This window comes from uncultured Nostoc sp. (assembly GCF_964245445.1).
Taxonomy (GTDB): Bacteria; Cyanobacteriota; Cyanobacteriia; order Cyanobacteriales; family Nostocaceae; genus Nostoc.
The window spans coordinates 15,480-32,403 of sequence record NZ_CAXTNE010000057.1; the positions used below are offsets into that span (position 1 = coordinate 15,480).

General features: G+C 41.3%; 15 protein-coding genes and 1 pseudogene. 4 read left to right on the plus strand and 12 right to left on the minus strand.

The window, feature by feature from the left end:
* Window positions 1-1,079 precede the first annotated feature (1,079 nt).
* On the plus strand, window positions 1,080-2,480 hold the full coding sequence (gene mgtE / locus ACFE90_RS12640) for a magnesium transporter (protein WP_375500951.1): 1,401 nt from the start codon (window positions 1,080-1,082) through the stop codon (window positions 2,478-2,480).
* 62 nt (window positions 2,481-2,542) lie between these two features.
* Here mgtE and ACFE90_RS12645 read toward each other — a convergent pair whose 3' ends face one another.
* Both ACFE90_RS12645 and ACFE90_RS12650 read right to left on the minus strand, forming a co-directional pair.
* Entirely contained in the window at window positions 2,543-2,800 is a 258-nt protein-coding gene (locus ACFE90_RS12645; protein ID WP_229454710.1) for a hypothetical protein, read from the minus strand.
* Between the two features lie 200 nt (window positions 2,801-3,000).
* Complete coding sequence (locus ACFE90_RS12650; RefSeq protein ID WP_375500953.1) at window positions 3,001-3,864, minus strand: SDR family oxidoreductase; 864 nt, start codon at window positions 3,862-3,864, stop codon at window positions 3,001-3,003.
* Between the two features lie 794 nt (window positions 3,865-4,658).
* Here ACFE90_RS12650 and ACFE90_RS12655 point away from each other — a divergent pair.
* Window positions 4,659-6,260 carry a peptide ligase PGM1-related protein gene (locus tag ACFE90_RS12655; protein WP_375500955.1) on the plus strand — a complete coding sequence of 534 codons (1,602 nt, stop codon included), beginning with the start codon at window positions 4,659-4,661 and terminating at the stop codon, window positions 6,258-6,260.
* A gap of 226 nt (window positions 6,261-6,486) precedes the next feature.
* Here the strand turns inward: ACFE90_RS12655 and ACFE90_RS12660 are convergent, their stop codons facing one another.
* From ACFE90_RS12660 to ACFE90_RS12675, 4 genes and pseudogenes are all read right to left on the minus strand, one after another.
* Complete coding sequence (locus tag ACFE90_RS12660) at window positions 6,487-6,717, minus strand: type II toxin-antitoxin system HicB family antitoxin (protein ID WP_375500957.1); 231 nt, start codon at window positions 6,715-6,717, stop codon at window positions 6,487-6,489.
* Window positions 6,647-6,865: pseudogene (locus tag ACFE90_RS12665) on the minus strand (hypothetical protein); the annotation flags it as partial. The pseudogene ACFE90_RS12665 and the gene ACFE90_RS12660, both read right to left, overlap by 71 nt.
* Window positions 6,866-7,204: 339 nt before the next feature.
* Entirely contained in the window at window positions 7,205-7,423 is a 219-nt protein-coding gene (locus ACFE90_RS12670; protein ID WP_375500959.1) for a hypothetical protein, read from the minus strand.
* Window positions 7,424-7,435: 12 nt separating this feature from the next.
* A complete protein-coding gene (locus ACFE90_RS12675; protein WP_375500961.1) occupies window positions 7,436-8,239 on the minus strand; it encodes an S-adenosyl-l-methionine hydroxide adenosyltransferase family protein in 804 nt (267 codons plus the stop codon).
* A 111-nt stretch (window positions 8,240-8,350) separates the two neighbouring features.
* Here ACFE90_RS12675 and ACFE90_RS12680 point away from each other — a divergent pair, with 111 nt between their 5' ends.
* Window positions 8,351-8,506: a hypothetical protein gene (locus ACFE90_RS12680; protein ID WP_375500963.1), complete on the plus strand. Its 156-nt coding sequence runs from the start codon at window positions 8,351-8,353 to the stop codon at window positions 8,504-8,506.
* A gap of 135 nt (window positions 8,507-8,641) precedes the next feature.
* Here the strand turns inward: ACFE90_RS12680 and ACFE90_RS12685 are convergent, their stop codons facing one another.
* From ACFE90_RS12685 to ACFE90_RS12710, 6 genes are all read right to left on the minus strand, one after another.
* Window positions 8,642-9,454, minus strand: coding sequence for a Uma2 family endonuclease (locus tag ACFE90_RS12685; RefSeq protein ID WP_375500965.1), 813 nt, complete (start codon window positions 9,452-9,454; stop codon window positions 8,642-8,644).
* 55 nt (window positions 9,455-9,509) lie between these two features.
* A complete protein-coding gene (locus ACFE90_RS12690; RefSeq protein WP_375500967.1) occupies window positions 9,510-9,641 on the minus strand; it encodes a hypothetical protein in 132 nt (43 codons plus the stop codon).
* Window positions 9,642-9,729: 88 nt separating this feature from the next.
* Entirely contained in the window at window positions 9,730-10,395 is a 666-nt protein-coding gene (locus tag ACFE90_RS12695) for a DNA cytosine methyltransferase (protein WP_375500969.1), read from the minus strand.
* 95 nt (window positions 10,396-10,490) lie between these two features.
* The gene (gene aspS / locus ACFE90_RS12700; RefSeq protein WP_375500971.1) at window positions 10,491-12,278 is read right to left on the minus strand and encodes an aspartate--tRNA ligase; all 1,788 of its coding nucleotides are present in this window, start codon (window positions 12,276-12,278) and stop codon (window positions 10,491-10,493) included.
* A gap of 293 nt (window positions 12,279-12,571) precedes the next feature.
* Window positions 12,572-13,045 carry a DUF29 domain-containing protein gene (locus tag ACFE90_RS12705; protein ID WP_375500973.1) on the minus strand — a complete coding sequence of 158 codons (474 nt, stop codon included), beginning with the start codon at window positions 13,043-13,045 and terminating at the stop codon, window positions 12,572-12,574.
* A gap of 484 nt (window positions 13,046-13,529) precedes the next feature.
* On the minus strand, window positions 13,530-14,153 hold the full coding sequence (locus ACFE90_RS12710; RefSeq protein WP_375500975.1) for a chloramphenicol phosphotransferase CPT family protein: 624 nt from the start codon (window positions 14,151-14,153) through the stop codon (window positions 13,530-13,532).
* Between the two features lie 496 nt (window positions 14,154-14,649).
* Between ACFE90_RS12710 and ACFE90_RS12715 the strand changes: the two genes are divergently transcribed.
* On the plus strand, window positions 14,650-16,770 hold the full coding sequence (locus ACFE90_RS12715; protein ID WP_375500977.1) for a pentapeptide repeat-containing protein: 2,121 nt from the start codon (window positions 14,650-14,652) through the stop codon (window positions 16,768-16,770).
* Window positions 16,771-16,924 lie beyond the last annotated feature (154 nt).

Consider the following 16,924-nt stretch of genomic DNA (forward strand, 5'->3'; position numbering starts at 1 on the left):
CCCTTATAAATCTTTGTTTTATTTGACAAAGTTCTGAATTTTGATTGATGTAAATATAAGTTTGGTGAATTTAATCAAAAATTATAAATCACCTCTCTTGAAAGCTTCTAATCTCACTGATATGCAGGTGCATGAAGTTGAGGTGAAGCAAGCCCAGTGCGGGTAGATACACATTTAAGTAGCTAAAATAATACCTTTACATATTATTACTTAAGTATTTTTATAGAATCAACTAATTTACCATTTGACAATAGTTTAGGGGTTATGTCTATCTTCTTTATGGAACCTTGATTAAAGATTCATATTGATTTATCTTTTTTAAAGGGATATAAAAGTTTTTATGATTTTTAAATAAAAATTACTGATCTCCCGGATGAAGTTTTTGTTTTGTATTTACATAGTTATTAATTACATAAAATTTCGATAAAGAAGGATTTTAATATTTAAAGATTTGAAAAACTATTATTTATCTATGCTTCATATTGAGTGTTAATTCATATCTTTATTACAAGATCCAGCAGAGAATAAGCTAATTAGCATTCAAGTTGCATAATTAGGGCAGGCAAGATGCCTACCTACAAGATATTGATATAATTTTGATATGCAAATTAAATGTGTTTTAGCTTAGTACTAAAGGCCTAGCGGAGAATAGTACTAATAGTGAGTGAAGCAAAAAGTTTTGCAAAAGCCTCACCAGTCATGTATTTAAGCTAGAGAATACAATCTGCTGGAACTAAGAGATTATCGTACTTTTCGAGTAAACCTGTTGTCGGTGGACTATCCAGGGAATGGTTACGCGACAACTTCTCTACGTTACCTGCGGGACGCTGACGCGTAGCTTGCTTCCCCGGAGGGGTACGCGCAGCGTTCCGCAGACAGACGCTTTGCGTAGCACGATCCCCTACGGGGTGCACTGAACATAAGGAATTATCAGCGTCTGAAACCCTGATTATTTACTTCTTTATAAAAGTTTTCAATTTATTTAAAGTCAGAAAATCACAAGTTTAACCCTGCACATTCCCACTTTCCCCTAGACTAAGGGCAGCAACCTTGTTCAAACTGGCTGAGGAAAGTGGACTTTGACTGAGACCAACAATTTTAACTCTACCATCCAGAATGTCTCACGCAGGGAATTGCGAGATTTAGTGCGGACTCAGCTGCAAATGCTCCTGGAAACAGGAGACTTGCAGGGAGCAAAAGCTATTCTCGTACCTGTGCAGCCTGCGGATATTGCTGAGGCGATTGAGGGTTTGCCAGAAGCGATGCACGCTTTGGCTTTTCGCTTGCTTTCTAAGGATGAGGCTATCGAGGTTTATGAATATCTCGACTACAGTGTTCAAGAACGTTTAATTGAGGAACTTAAAAGCCAGGAAGTCCGCGATATTGTCGATCAAATGTCGCCGGATGACCGAGCTAGGTTATTTGATGAATTACCGGCAAAAGTCGTCAATCGTCTGCTAGAACAACTCAGTCCAACAGAACGCCAAGCTACAGCCCAACTATTGGGTTATGAAGCCGATACTGCTGGGCGAATTATGACGCTAGAGTTAATCTCGCTGAAAGAAAACTTTACAGTATCTCAAGCCCTAGAGCGAATTCGCAACTTAGCTAATGCCAGTGAGATGATTTATTATCTTTATGTCATGGATGCGGAAAGGCGTTTAACGGGGATTGTATCGTTGCGGGAGTTAGTGACTTCTCAGCCTGAGCAAATTATTGGCGAAATTATGACCCGTGATGTGGTGTTTGTCCACACTGATACAGACCAAGAAGAAGTTGCCAGATTAATTCAAAGATATGACTTTCTGGCTGTGCCTGTGGTAGATCGAGAACAGCGTCTAGTAGGTATTGTCACCGTCGATGATGTGATTGATATTCTGCAACGGGAAACCACCGAAGATATCTATGCCTTGGGTGGTGGTGTGCAGTCGGGGGGCGACAACTATTTTCAGATGAATTTACTGGAAATTGCTCGGAAGCGGGTTGTATGGTTGTTGGTTTTACTTGTAACCAATACCATTACAGGAACGATTATTAAGTCGCAAGAAGAACTTTTAGCAAAAGTGGTGACACTAACAGCGTTTATCCCTTTGCTGACTGGTACTGGTGGTAACGTGGGGGCCCAGTCTTCCACAGTGGTGATTCGCGGGATGAATACCGATGAAATCCGATCGCTTGGTGCATTGCAGGTAATCGGCCGGGAGGCGATCGCAGGGGCATTATTAGGAGGAATGTTAGGTATGATCGCTACTGTCTGGGCTTATTTTCTGCAAGGACGATTAGAAGTAGCGATCGCTGTCGGCACTAGTCTGGTAGCTATTTCTATTTTAGCTTCTATCTCCGGTTCAGCATTACCGTTTCTATTCCGCTACCTCCGTTTAGATCCGGCATTAATGTCAGCACCATTTATTACCACAGCAGTTGATGTCGTGGGCGTTTTGATTTACTTCAATTTGGCACGGGTAATTTTAAAGTTATGAAAAGAGTTATTAGTCATTAGTCATTGATCATTAGTGAAGAATAAAGTCCAAATAACTAACTTTTACAATTCTGATTCCGTATCTGGAGCAACAATTTCGCCAGTACCCAATTGCAGGATCAAGTCTTGCTCTGTAATCAATCCACTAAGTTCTTTTACTTGTAAATTCATTTCTTCACAAGCTTGTCTTAGTTCTTGTGCAAATTTGTTGAGGTCTTGACCATAGCCACATTGATAAGCAGCAGTTTCAATTCCTTGCTTGGCATTTGCTCTAGCACAATCTACTAGTTCCGTGCCATGCAGTGGTGTAGGAGATGCCATAGAGGTACTTATTATTTATTAAATGTTTGCTGCTAGATAGACTATCAATATTCCCGCATTTACTCATCCCTCCAATGGAGGAAAATAAGGATGGAGTTGGGAGTGATTATTTTTTTATCATTAGTCATTTGTCATCTGTCATTTATCTAAAGCGAATAACTAATGACCAATGACTAATGACTAATAATTAACTATTTCACTTAACCATTAACAACATCTCCACCATTGACATGTAACACTTGTCCAGAGACATAAGAAGCATCATCAGAGGCTAAATATACGTAGCTAGGAGCAACTTCTTCTGGTTGTCCGGCTCGTTCCATTGGTACTTGTTTACCAAAACTTTCAACTTTCTCTTCAGGAAAAGTTGAGGGAATTAAAGGTGTCCAAATTGGCCCTGGCGCGACAGCATTAACGCGAATTCCTTTGGATACCAAATTTTTTGATAAGGAGCGAGTAAAAGCAACGATCGCACCTTTTGTAGAGGAATAATCTAGTAACTGTGGGCTACCTTTATAAGCTGTTACCGATGTGGTATTGACGATAGAACTGCCTGCTTGTAAATGCTTGAGTGCAGCTTTAGTCATGAAAAACATCGAGAATATATTAGTGCGGAAAGTTCGCTCTAGTTGTTCTTCGGTGATCTCTTCGATACTTTCTTTTGGATGTTGTTCGGCGGCATTGTTGATGAGAATATCGAGTTTGCCAAACTCACCAACTGTTTGTTGGATCGCTTGCTGACAAAAAGTTTCATTGCCAATATCACCTGCAATGGTTACTGCACGACGCCCTTGTTTTTCTACCAAATTTTTTGTTTCTTTGGCATCGTCGTGTTCATTGAGGTAAAGAATCGCCACATCTGCACCTTCTTTAGCAAATGCGATCGCTACAGCACGACCAATACCACTATCTGCACCCGTAATCAATGCTACTTTATCTTGTAACTTGCCACTACCCCGATACTCGGCATCATCTGATTTGGGTTTTGGCGTCATTTCTGATTCAACACCTGGTGTTTCTTGCTGCTGTGGCGGTTGTAATTTTTTTTCTTTCGATTTAGCCATCGGTTTTCTCTTGGTAATTGAATATTGAATTGGGCACTTGTACTGAGCGGCGTCGTAAAGCCTGCGGCATAGCTTCTCTACGAGACGCTTCGCGAACGCTTAAGGCGCAGCCTAAGAAGAGAAGTATTGGGCATTGTTAAATAAGCACCCTCAGCCTCTTCCTGATTCCAAAAGTAAACCTTGGATCGAAAATTCAACCCAAGGTTTATTTTTTGCTTTGGCTCTCACTAGCCATTTGCAATTTTAGGCGCTTATACTCCTGATGCTTGCTAATCGTACTTATTGCTGGCAGCTGTACACGGCTGATATTATTTATCTTCACACATGACACATGCTATTCATCTGACTACAAAAAACAAATACACAACTCTGATTGGATGAAATATTTTTTCCTTTTCATCTGCTTTCAAGTTAACTGTTATCTTGCTGTACTTTATCGCTCATTAGAGGTAAAGCAACCTGGAATTAGCTCAACCTTAAGACGTAAAATAAATTCAATAATTGAGAGTTACTGAATTCGTCTATAATCATTTATTCTGGTTATAGAATCGTGGCATTTTCGATAAATGAAAATATAGACTTATACTTTCTCCCTTTGTGGTTGCAAAAATACTTACTCTCATACCATCTACTGACGTTAATATTAATTTAGACCGAGATTTGGATAGCTGCCTTCTTGTAGACTAAATTTCTTGCAAAAGTACCTAAATCCTTACGCCGCAGATATACCTCCAGACTAATCGTCCAAAAGCCTATGTGGTACGCTACATTAGGATCATTAGAGGGCAGGGGTTATGGCAACACTAAATATTTCCGAGTTAGAACAGGTTGAAAAGTTTCGCCAGTTACAATTAACCCTGCGCGATCGCTGGAAAACGAGCGAGTTATTTGACAATAGTGAAGCGGATATTTTAATTATTCCCTCGCTAAGTATCGATCAGCGCGAACTCCAAAAGATCGAAGGCTGCGAACATTATGAAGAAAGATTACTATTTTCCTTAATTCGGTTACAAAATCCCCAGACTAGGCTGGTTTATGTAACATCAGTACCGCTGCACCCTAGTATCATTGATTATTATCTGCAACTGTTGCCAGGAATTCCCTTTTCTCATGCTCGCAATCGCTTACTGCTACTTTCTACTTACGATTCCTCCCTTAAGCCTCTGAGTCAAAAGATTTTAGAACGCCCCCGTCTGCTAAAGCGGATTCATCAAGCTTTGAGGCTAGACAGATCATTTATGATTTGCTATAACTCTTCGCAATGGGAAGGCGAATTGTCTGTAAAATTGGGTGTACCACTGTATGCTGCTGCACCAGATTTACAGATTTGGGGGACAAAAAGTGGCAGTCGGCAAATCTTCGCCGAAAGCGAAATACCGTATCCAGATGGCACTGAAAAAGTTTGGAATCACACAGATTTGGCAGAAGCTACCAGTGATTTGTGGGAACGACAACCGACATTAAAACGGGTAGTGGTAAAACTCAATGAAGGCATTTCTGGAGAAGGGAATGCGCTGTTGGATTTTAGACCGATTGAGAATGTAGCACCAGGCAAAGGTACTCATGCCGAAAGGGTAGCAGCAATTAGCGATCGCTTCTCAACAATGCGCTTTCAAGCAAAACAAGAAACTTGGGACAATTTTTCTGGAAGACTTCCTGAATTAGGGGGAATTGCCGAAGCATTTGTGGAAGGGGAAATTAAGCGATCGCCTAGTGTCCAAGGAAGGATCACACCCAATGGCGAAGTAGAAATCCTTTCAACCCACGACCAAATTCTCGGAGGCCCAGACGGTCAGATTTATCTTGGTTGTCGCTTTCCTGCTGATGAAAGCTATCGGTTGCAATTACAGCAATTGGGAATACAAGTTGGCAAAAAGCTAGCAGAGAAAGGCACTTTAGAGCGATTTGGATTAGATTTTATCGCCATTGACAAGGGTAACGGAGACTGGGATATGCAGGCGATCGAAATTAATTTGCGTAAAGGCGGCACAACTCATCCATTCATGACTTTAAAATTATTAACGAACGGCCGCTATGACCTTTCCACGGGTTTATTTTATAGTCAGCAAGGTCGTCCAAAATATTACATTGCCACTGACAACCTACAAAAAGAGCGTTATCAGGGATTATTACCTAATGATTTGATGGATATCATCGCTGAACACAGACTGCATTTTGACAGTGGTACAGAAACGGGTACAGTGTTTCATCTGATGGGTTGCCTTTCGCAGTTTGGTAAGTTGGGATTAACCAGCATCGGTGATTCCCCGCAACAAGCACAAGATATTTATAACAAAGTCGTCAAAGTTCTGGATGAAGAAACCCGCAGCGTAAATCGTGATCTATCGGCGATTTCAGATTATTCTTTTCCCGTGGTTTGGGATGAATATAGGTGAACTACCCCACCTTAGCAAAGCTAGAGGTTTTTGCTCTCCAACTTCACAGAGTTCTCAGGCATTAGCCGGATAATTTTCATCTAAGTGTCGATAGCGATCGCCACTAAACATCTGGTCAAATTAATTATGCGTTGCCCTAAATCCTTGGTAGGTACAATTCATGAATTGTGCCTACGTCATTTTTACTCTTATGTCTAATAGACAGATTGTATAATTTGACAATTGACTAAGCAACCTGTAATGGTCGTGTAGGAAGCATCCTGGGTTCTGGTAGTAGCTTACCCTCTTCTTGAAGCATCTCAACAAACGCCTCAATTACTTCTTGCCCATTTTTAGCAGCTTCTTCGTAGGTTTTGCCATGTGTATGAAACTCCTGCCAGGCGAACTCAGGCAAATGTACCAGGAAGAGTTGATCGTCCTCTGACCATTGAATCACCATACTGTAGTGATAGCTCATCTATATATTCACCTTCGTCGTTTTTAAAGTCTTCCAAGCTTTTGAGTACCCGTTGAATGTTCTTCTCCAAATATAGCGGAGCATCATCTCCGTCCTTACCTGGAATGGTAAGAGGTTCTTCAGGTTGCAACGGATGTTTCCAATAGGTATGACTTCCTTTTCTTCAACCTAGCTGAAGAATGTATCCAGTTTTCGCTACCATTGCCTTCAGTTCTCTAATTTTCTTGGGCATTGGTTTTCACGGTTTACCAGTTCAAGCTTACTATAAGTTCAGCGATCGCTGAACTTATATCATGTCCGGCTGATTAGTTATAATTTTCGCATCTGTGCAAAAACCTGAAAACCCTTTCTCCCCCTGCTGCCTGCCCCCTGCCCCCTTGCAGTCTTAATGATAAGTCTTTAACCGGACATGATATTATCGGTTGGTTATTAACCAAATGTCACCTTATCTCGAAGCACATCCACAACCCCAGTTAATGTAAATTTTCTAACCCCAAGCGATGTAAATCGCATTCTTCAAAACCGAACCGACTTGCAAATCCGAAACCTTCCCAACTTGCAAAACCAAATATCCCGGTAATTTATCCAAAAAATTGAGAATGCGGCGACATATTCCACCACCTTTTGGGACTTTAGAAAAAAGTGCGACGCCGAATAGCCCATCAGAGATATCGCTTTTGATAGTTTCTCTTGATGTGGCACTCACCAGGTGCGGTATTCAAGTTAGCACAACTTGAAGCGTTTCTTGCCAATCTAACTGCAACTTTGAGTCAGCATTACCGCTATTAATGGCAATTTCTACCCAGCCGTGACTACCAACTAAAGCTATTATCTCTCCCACCTTGACATCACTGTAAGTTTCACAGCCTGGTATACTCAACCCAGCAGTTTGCACATACCAAGTTTTGCCTTGTACGTAACTTCCTGCAATGTTGCTCACCAAATTGCCAAAGTGGTCAATATATTGAATGCAACCCACTACACCAGTGGTTGTTTGCTTGCACTCGCCTATATCCAGTTTTACCAAACTTGCTGGATCAATTTCTTGTCCTAGCTGTTTGAGAGAGACACCACTAGCAAGACTAGCGCCCACTGGTGCAAAGATATCTCTACCGTGAAAAGTCTTGCTTGGTTGAGGAGTTCGCCAATAGTTAAGATTTGTAAGTTCGACGGCTGCGATCGCTGGACTTTGACTAAGTAGCCCGCTAAAGATACCATTATCTGGGCCTACTAGAAACCCTTGAGCAAATTCTACTGCGATCGCTCGTCGCTTGCTTCCCACACCCGGATCTACTACTGCCACATGCACTGTTCCAACGGGGAAATAGCAATAAGCATTCATCAAAGAAAATCTGGCTGCGGCGATGTCTTGCGGCGGAATTTGGTGCGTTAAGTCTACCACCGTCAGTCTGGGGTTGATTTGGGCTATGACACCCTTCATTATGCTTACATAAACATCGCGATCGCCAAAATCGCTTAGTAAAGTTAGGAGTGGTTGTTGACTTGTCTGCTTCTTAGGCATATTTTTGCTAAAATATATATTAAGTTAGAAAATTCTGTAGCAACAGCTACAAAATATGTGTTATGTTAAGAATGCAAGACATAAAGCAAAAAATTAAAGAAGGTAATCACTATGAATCAAAATAGACTACAAAGTGGCAGAAAAGCACAAGAAGCTCACAGAGAGAATATTCAAAAAAGCTTAGAGCATCGCTTGGAAGTAGCCAGAGCAAAGGGCGACGAACAACTGATTCGTCAACTGGAAGCTGAAATGAGGTATTCCAGCTAAATTAAGTTTTCAATGTTCTTAGTTTGTTGTGTAACCCGCTATGGCGGGTTTTTTTTGTTTTGAAGAGGTTTCCTGGCAATTTGGCTCTTACAGCGTTTTTCAATTAATTGAATTACCCCACTCCCCATCTTCACCTCATACTTCTGGCTCAACACCCAAGGCTCGTAACTGTGCCGCCAAGCGTTCAGCTCGTTGCAGAGCAGTTTCTTTAGCTTCTCGCTCTTGTTCGGCTCGTAAACGTTCTTGTTCAGCTCGTAAACGTTCTTGTTCAGCTCGTAAACGTTCTTGTTCAGCTCGTAAACGTTCTTGTTCAGCTCGTTCTGCACCAGTAGGAATTACATTACCCGTAGCGTCACACCACCTCAGCCAAACATCCCGCTTACCTTCATACGCACCTTCCCACAAACATAAACCTAGCTCAACTTCAGTCAGCCATTGCTCACTCATGGGTATATATTGCCGCCCACGCAACTCGTACATCTGTAGAACTTCACCATCAAGTTGTCGAGTTGGATCAAAGATAATGTAGTACATTACCCGCATCCTGGCATACTCTAAGATTTTTCGTCCTGTTTCATTGCCTTCTCGATTTGAAACAATTTCAATCACCACCTCTGGCGGTTTACCAAAATCCCAGAAGAAATAAGAGCGATGCCGTCTTTCCCACCAGTTATCAGCTACTTGTACATCTAGGCTCAAAAATACATCAGGTACAATCGGCGGTTGTTTGTTACTAGGAAACAACCCCACATTTGCAGCCACGAGAAACCCTTGGGCATTACTAGGCCCGTTCCAAGAACTGTAAAGTGTTTCTGTCAGCAGCCGTTGTTGTTTTTCAGATGGCAGATTATCCAAGGGTTCATCGTCCTCTGTCACCAGATGACTAACATCTGGTAACAAATCTTCTGGTAATAAGCCAGTGTCTGTCAAGATGATAGATTCACTCATAAGGAATTCTGGGGGTAGGAGCTTAATTCTATTGTGGCAGCAGCATTAATCCCTTTCATCCTACCAGTAGATTTTCTACACCTACTGTTGTCGTCGTAGTTGCTACCTGGATAATCCTAGCGTATTGCGATCGCCACTGTAATGCATTAGAAATTGTCAAGTAGCCAATTTCTGGCGGTTGCTGCAAAATTCTTTCTGCAAGTATTTCACGCCCAATTTCGTCTAAAGGAAAGTTGCGTTCCTCTAAAAATGCTATTACATCTTCTTTGTTCCCATTACGGCGTAAGATTTCTATTAGCCCGTAGGTTGTTTGATAATCTCCAGTTCTTTCTCTTGATACAAAGACAACATTCTGGAATTTTAATATTATCTTCTTTAGTCAAAAAAACTGATAGTTTTTCTAAAATATTAGGTGTTATATCTGTTGAGTTTAGTTTTGTGCCAAAGATAAAAATTCTATCTCTATTTTGAGGGATACCAAAGCTTAAGGGGCTAATTAGTCGCCATTCAATAAAATAATCTAACTCAGAAAGTGCATTTAAAATTAATCTAAAATGAGAGCCGTTTTCCATTGTCAAAAGTCTTTTGACATTTTCCAAAAAAAAATATTTTGGCTGTTTCTGGTCTAATATTTCTATAATTCGCTCAAATAGTGTTCCCCTAACTCTATCTCTCACGCCAAGTTTTTTCCCAGCAGGGCTAAAAGGTTGGCAAGGGAAGCCAGCAGTTAAAATATCATGATTAGGAATGTCTAAGATAGAGATTTCGTTGATATCGCCTAAAACAATAGAGTCTTTGCCAAAATTACTTTCATAAACTTTACAGCAAAGTTCATTGATATCATTCGCCCATACTGTTTGAATATTTGCATTTGCCATACCCAGGCGAAACCCACCGATACCAGCAAAAAGCTCTAAGGCTTTGAGTTTGTTTGTTGTCATCTACAAATTTTGAAACAAATTATGGCTGTGGGCAAAGACGTATATTATGTAATTGGTGGGCATTGCCCACCCTACTTAAACAATTCCCTAGTTAACTAAGACTTTGGTTTATAAGTTGAAGCGACGTGCAATTCTTTCAACTGTTTAGCATCTACACTCGAAGGTGCATCTGTTAACAAACAACGTGCTTGTTGTGTCTTCGGAAAAGCAATGACATCTCGAATAGATTCTTCGCCAGCTAGCAACATTACCAAACGATCTAAACCGTAGGCGATGCCACCATGCGGTGGTGTACCATATTCAAATGCTTCTAAAAGAAAGCCAAATTTACTTTGTGCTTCTTCAGGAGATAACCCAATCGCTTCAAACACCTGCTGTTGAATTTCTCGCTGATAAATCCGTAGACTTCCGCCACCAACTTCCACGCCGTTAAGTACTAAGTCGTAAGCTTGGGCACGTGCAGTCTTTAAGTCGCTCAAATCATCAGGATGGGGTGCTGTAAACGGGTGATGCAGTGCTTCTAAACGTTTTTCGTCAGCATTCCACTCGAACATCGGGAAATCTGTAATCCAGAGTAAGTTGATTTTTTCTGGATCAATTAAGTTAAATTCTCTAGCGATCGCTTGCCGTAATCTATCTAATGTTTTATTAACTGTAGCAACATCACCAGCCCCAAACAACAGCAAATGTCCAGCTTTAGCACCTGTACGGCGTAAAATTTCTTGTTTTTGTTCAACGCTGAGGTTGTCTTTAATCGCGCCAATGGTGTCAATTTCGCCATCATCCCTGACGCGGATATAAGCTAAACCTTTAGCACCGGCTTCGCTGGCTTCTTTAAATAAATCACCGCCTGGTTTAATGCGGACATTAGAAATTACATCGTTACCGTTGGGAATGGGCAGGATTTTGACGATACCACCATTAGTAACGGTGTCCCGAAAGACTTTGAAACTAGAGTCTTTCACAATATCTGAAACGTCAACTAATTCCAAACCATAACGTGTATCTGGTTTATCACTACCATAGCGTTCCATCCCCTCAGCGTAAGTGAGGCGGGGGAAAGGGCGCTGTAACTCAATGCCTTTAACTGTTTTGAAGATATGGCATACTAAGTTTTCATTCAGTTCGATAATTTCTTCTTGAGACATGAAGCTCATTTCCATGTCCAACTGGGTAAATTCCGGTTGTCTGTCGGCGCGTAAGTCTTCGTCACGAAAGCAACGGGCAATCTGATAATATCTATCTAAGCCGGATACCATCAGTAATTGTTTAAATAGCTGGGGTGATTGCGGCAAAGCATACCACTCCCCAGGATTGACGCGGCTGGGTAGAACATAATCCCGCGCCCCTTCTGGAGTAGAACGGGTAAGTATTGGGGTTTCAACTTCGATAAAACCTTCCAAATCTTCTAGATAACGACGCATGGCTTTGACAATTTGATGACGGAGTTGCAAATTTTGCGCCATGCGTTCGCGTCGCAAATCCAAATAACGATATTTCAGCCGCAAGTCTTCCCGCACTGTCTCGGTGTCAGCTACAGAAACTTGGAAAGGTAACTGTTTGCGAACAGCATTGAGGAGTTCAATTTTATCGGCGTAGATTTCTACCTCGCCTGTTGGGATGCGGGTATTCAGCGATTCTTCGGGACGTTGGGTTACCCTACCAGTAATTTCGACAACATATTCATTTCGTAGGGCGTTTGCCTGTTCGTAAGAATCTGGGGTGCGTTGCGGATCGCTGACGATTTGGACAATTCCAGAGCGATCGCGTAAATCTAAAAATATCACACCACCGTGATCGCGGCGACGGTCTATCCATCCGTAAAAGGTAACAGTTTCTCCAATATGTTCTTTTCGGAGTTCGCCGCAATAGTGAGTTCGCATAAGTGTTAGTTATTGTTTCCGGGCTAGATTGGCAAGCAAATGTCAAAGCTTTCCCATTATCTAGCATCAATAGTAATTGTAGTAATAAACATACAATAATCTCACGCCAATTTGGCAAAGGTCGATTGGGGGAGTGAGACAGACGCAAAAGCTCAAAGAAGACGCGATCGGGCAAAGAAATTATCAGATACTCTCACCGTGTCCTAGCACTACCTTGTTTTCCGTAATATAATGTTTCCGTTTTTACAAAACTTCTTTTATGTAACTTAACTATGGAACACAACTGATAACTGTTAATCAGTGTCTCCATAAAAATCTTCATCTAATAACTGTTCTATCAGAAAAGGACAATCAAGAGGATATTCTGTGTCCGTTGGTTTTCTCACTCCTAATTTAGCTTTTTTACTTTCTTTGATTGCCAATTTACGAGCATCGGCATAAGCTTGAGAAATAACTTCAGTAATATAGTTTTTGAAAGAAGGATTTTCTTCCAAATCCTTTTTTACTCGAAAACGATGTTCTGTAACAGAACTATACCAGCTTCCTTTCATCATTTCAGGAGCATCAGATTGAACGGTTAGCTTGAGTAAATGAGCAATCAAGATTGTTAAATTACTAATAAATGACCGTTTTTCTGACTTTCCCATGTCTTCTAATTCTATAAGCAAATGCTCCCAATCTATATCATTAAAACGATGTTCTTTAATCTGCTCAATAATGCTTTCTCGCCACAGATTAAAATCTTGTTCGTAGAGTTGATTGTTCATATAGCAGTTCTCGTTTCCGTGAGGTACACCCGTAGGGGCACGGCAGTGCCGTGCCCTTACACATCGTGATGTAATATTGTACAGGTAGAACGATTTACCAGCCGTGGATAAATTGCTAGGGAAGAAGTTTTGAGTGAGTTGTTTACTTTGTATTCAGAACCAGTGAGTGATTCGGCTGAATTCGGTCAAAACATTAAATTGGCAAACATAGCTTGATAGCACATACTTGGTTTCGCCTAGAAAAGCATATCTTTAATTTAACTCCTCTGTAAGTTCCGGAGCTGCTCCCATAAGTTCCGGAGCTGCTCCTATAAGTTCCGGAGCTGCTCCTATAAGTTCCGGAGCTGTTCCCATAAGTTCCGGAGCTGCTCCCATAAGTTCCGGAGCTGTTCCCATAAGTTCCGGAGCTGCTTCCATAAGTTCCGGAGCAGCTCCCATAAGTCCGGGAACCGCTACCAGTTGCAATAATATTGATAACGACAGCTTAAGTATGGTGTGCAGCAAGTCGTTGGAATGCCGACGGCGCTGGAATATCTGCAAGGTGCTTGCGTATAACCTCGGCACACGCACCTGGGCTTAACAACGAGGTATCGACTTCAAGATCATAGATGCCAGGGATGTGGACTTCACGTTGCCATAACTGAACTGGATGTGGCATTAACGAGTAGGCCGCACTTCCCACTTTCCCCCCCATCTTTCGCCGTTCCATAATGATTTCAATGGGGCAACGAACGCCTACGAACAAGACCGGCAATCTGTTCAAACGTCGCGCACTATCGGCCAGAATGCCTCGCGGGATTGCGTAGGCGTCATGGTGTCCGACATCAACCACGACATTCAGACCCAAGCGGCTGTGGGCGGCGATGGACTCATACATGGCGCTGTACAGAATCGGAACAAGGGGTTCGATGTCCTGGCGTTCTCCCCCTGGTCGCAGACCGATCCCAGGCAGGTATCGTGGGGGAGTCATTTGCATAAACCTATCGACACCTAAGTTCATCCACAGGCCATCAAATGTCTCCTGGATCACTGCGACAATACTCGACTTCCCTGATCGCGGGGCACCATTCAGGATGATAATCTGTCCTAGCTCCTGTGTCTGCCCCATGATCGCTCCTCGCGTCTTTAATATATAGTTAGCAGTTCCACGTTAAGGCTAAAATGTTGAATCGGCAATTGAAAATGCTTCTACCTCAGCCAATGCCTCATGGCTGAGGTAGAGATTTGATTGTGAGTCCAAGCACATTGCAAGGTAAACTGCTCCCCTCACGAGTTATACCGCTCCCCTCACGAGTTAGACCGCTACAGTTGCAATATTGATAACTACAGCTTAAGTATAGTGACACCAATTTCAATATTGCTGATGATAACTTAAGCATTTAAAGGTAAGGGCACGCAGTCATGCACTTCCACCACGTATGACATCCAAAATTTTTGTATTTTCCTTATTTTGCCAAAATCCGAAATATTGCACAGCAAACTTGTATAAAATCTCAGTAATACTAATTCTCTAATATCCGTCACCAAATTCAAACCCCCAAACCCAAATTTAATCTGACTTTCTGAATTACGAATTACGAATTACGAATTACGAATTAGTGATTATGCCACCAGACTACTCCGGTAAAAATCTTCGAGGTCGCTCTTTTATAGGTCAAGACTTGACTGGAGTCAACTTTAGCAAGGCAGATATTCGAGGAACAAACTTTACCAACGCGATTCTCAAAGATGCTGATTTCACGGGTGCTAAAGCTGGGCTACAGATACATTGGGTAATTAGATTGCTAATAATATTACTCCTATTATCAGCATTATCAGGATTTGCTTCGGAGTATGTTATATACGGACTGTATTGCTTGATTGACCCTAGTCAACCTTATACAAGAACGGCTAGTGTCGCTACTATAGTAGTACTTACATTTTTCTTTTTTCTGACTATTTATAAAGGTTTAGATATATCTCTAAACATATCAATCTTTGTTAGTGCCATCGCTAGTTCCGTTGTCACCGCTACTATTAGCACCAGTGTACATCTTCATGGTAACAATATGAGCAATGGTGTTTCATTTGCTGGTGCTGTTGCTGCTGCTATTGTTGATGCTGGCGTTATTGATGGCGCTATCATTATTGTTGGTATGAATCAAGTTAATATTTCTAATTTTATTAGAGTTGCTTTTATTGTCGGTTTTGCTGCTTTCTGTAGTTCCAATGTCGTAAGTGAAACAAGAGATAAAATTGATATTTTGTCTTTTCGTACCGTAACTGGCATAGTGATCACCTTTATTATGTCATTAAGTATTTATATCGCATGGAATGCAATGAAAGGAGATGAAAGATATGACTTGATTCGTAAAATAGCGATCGCTTTTGCAGCTATAGGTGGAACCAGCTTTCGTAATGCTGATTTAACAAACGTTGATTTTACTGGCGCAACTCTCAAAAATACAGATTTAAGAGAAGCAAACTTGACACGCACTTGTTTTTCCGAAGTCAAAAAACTTGACTTTGCCAGACTTGACAACACTATATTAACTAATCCAGATGTTCTCAACTTACTCGTCACGGGCAATGGTAGGGAAAAGTCTTATATTGGTGCTAACTTTAAAGGTGCTAACCTCAAGGGTGTTAATTTAACACAAGCAAATTTAAAAAATGCTGATATCAGTCAAGCCACCTTCCAACAAGCTTGTTTAGAGAGGGCAAACCTAACTCTAGCTCAAGCTGTTGGCACTAATTTTACTAACGCTCACATGACTGGTGTTTCTGTGGAAGCGTGGAATATTGAAAGTACAACTCTGTTAAATAATGTAGATTGTCGCTTTGTTTATCTTTTAGAAAATCCCAAACCTGGAACTGATGACTACGAACGTCGTCCCAGTAGTGGCAACTTTCAACCAGGAGAATTTACTAAGCTGTTTGAAGAGGTTTTAAATACTGTTGATTTAATTTTTCGTAATGGCATTGATTGGAAAGCTTTTGTTCAAGCCTTCCAAACAGTGCAAGACCAAAATGAAGACACAGAATTAGCTCTACAGAGTATTGAAAATAAAGGTGATGGCGTAGTAGTCGTTAAGGTCGGTGTACCTGTTGATGCCGATAAAACAAAGATTCATAGGGACTTTACGCAAAATTATCAACTGGCACTGCAAGCTGTAGAAGAAAAATATAAAGCACAATTACAAGCTAAAGATAATGAAATAGTTATCTATCGCCAACAAAGTGCAGAAATGTCAGAGATTGTAAAATTATTAGCTAATAAGCCGATTAATGTTCAAGTTGACAATAAAGTAGAGAATAAAAATATGACTAACAGCAATGATGCCAGCCGCAAAATTGAAATTGGCAGTGTTGGCAGAGATTTTAATGCTAGCGGACAAGCTTTGAATTTAGGTGATATTAGCGGTACGGTAACAAATACCATCAACCAGTTACCAGCATCTCCCGAACCTGAGAAACCGGGAATTAAGGAATTGTTGACGCAATTACAAGCAGCGATTGAAGCTGATACAAATTTACCGCAAGAAGATAAAGCTGAGGCATTAGAACAGGTGAAAGCTTTAGCAGAAGCGGGGAAAAGTCCTCAAGAGGGGGCGATGCAAAAGGCGGCGAAAACGGCTATAAAGATTTTAAAAGGGACAATTTCTAGTTTACCCAGTGCTACAAAATTGGTTGAACAGTGCAGCAATCTGTTACCGTTGATTTCAAATTTTTTGGGTTTAGGGTGATCCGCCGATGATTCAAATCGCGGGATAATATAGCGATGTCTACGACGGGCTACGCCTACGCTCGTTTGTATTGCAATAGACTTTGACCTCTCTCCTAAGAGGAGCTACGGTGTACACACAAGTCGAATTACCCCCCTTAATCCCCCCGATATAT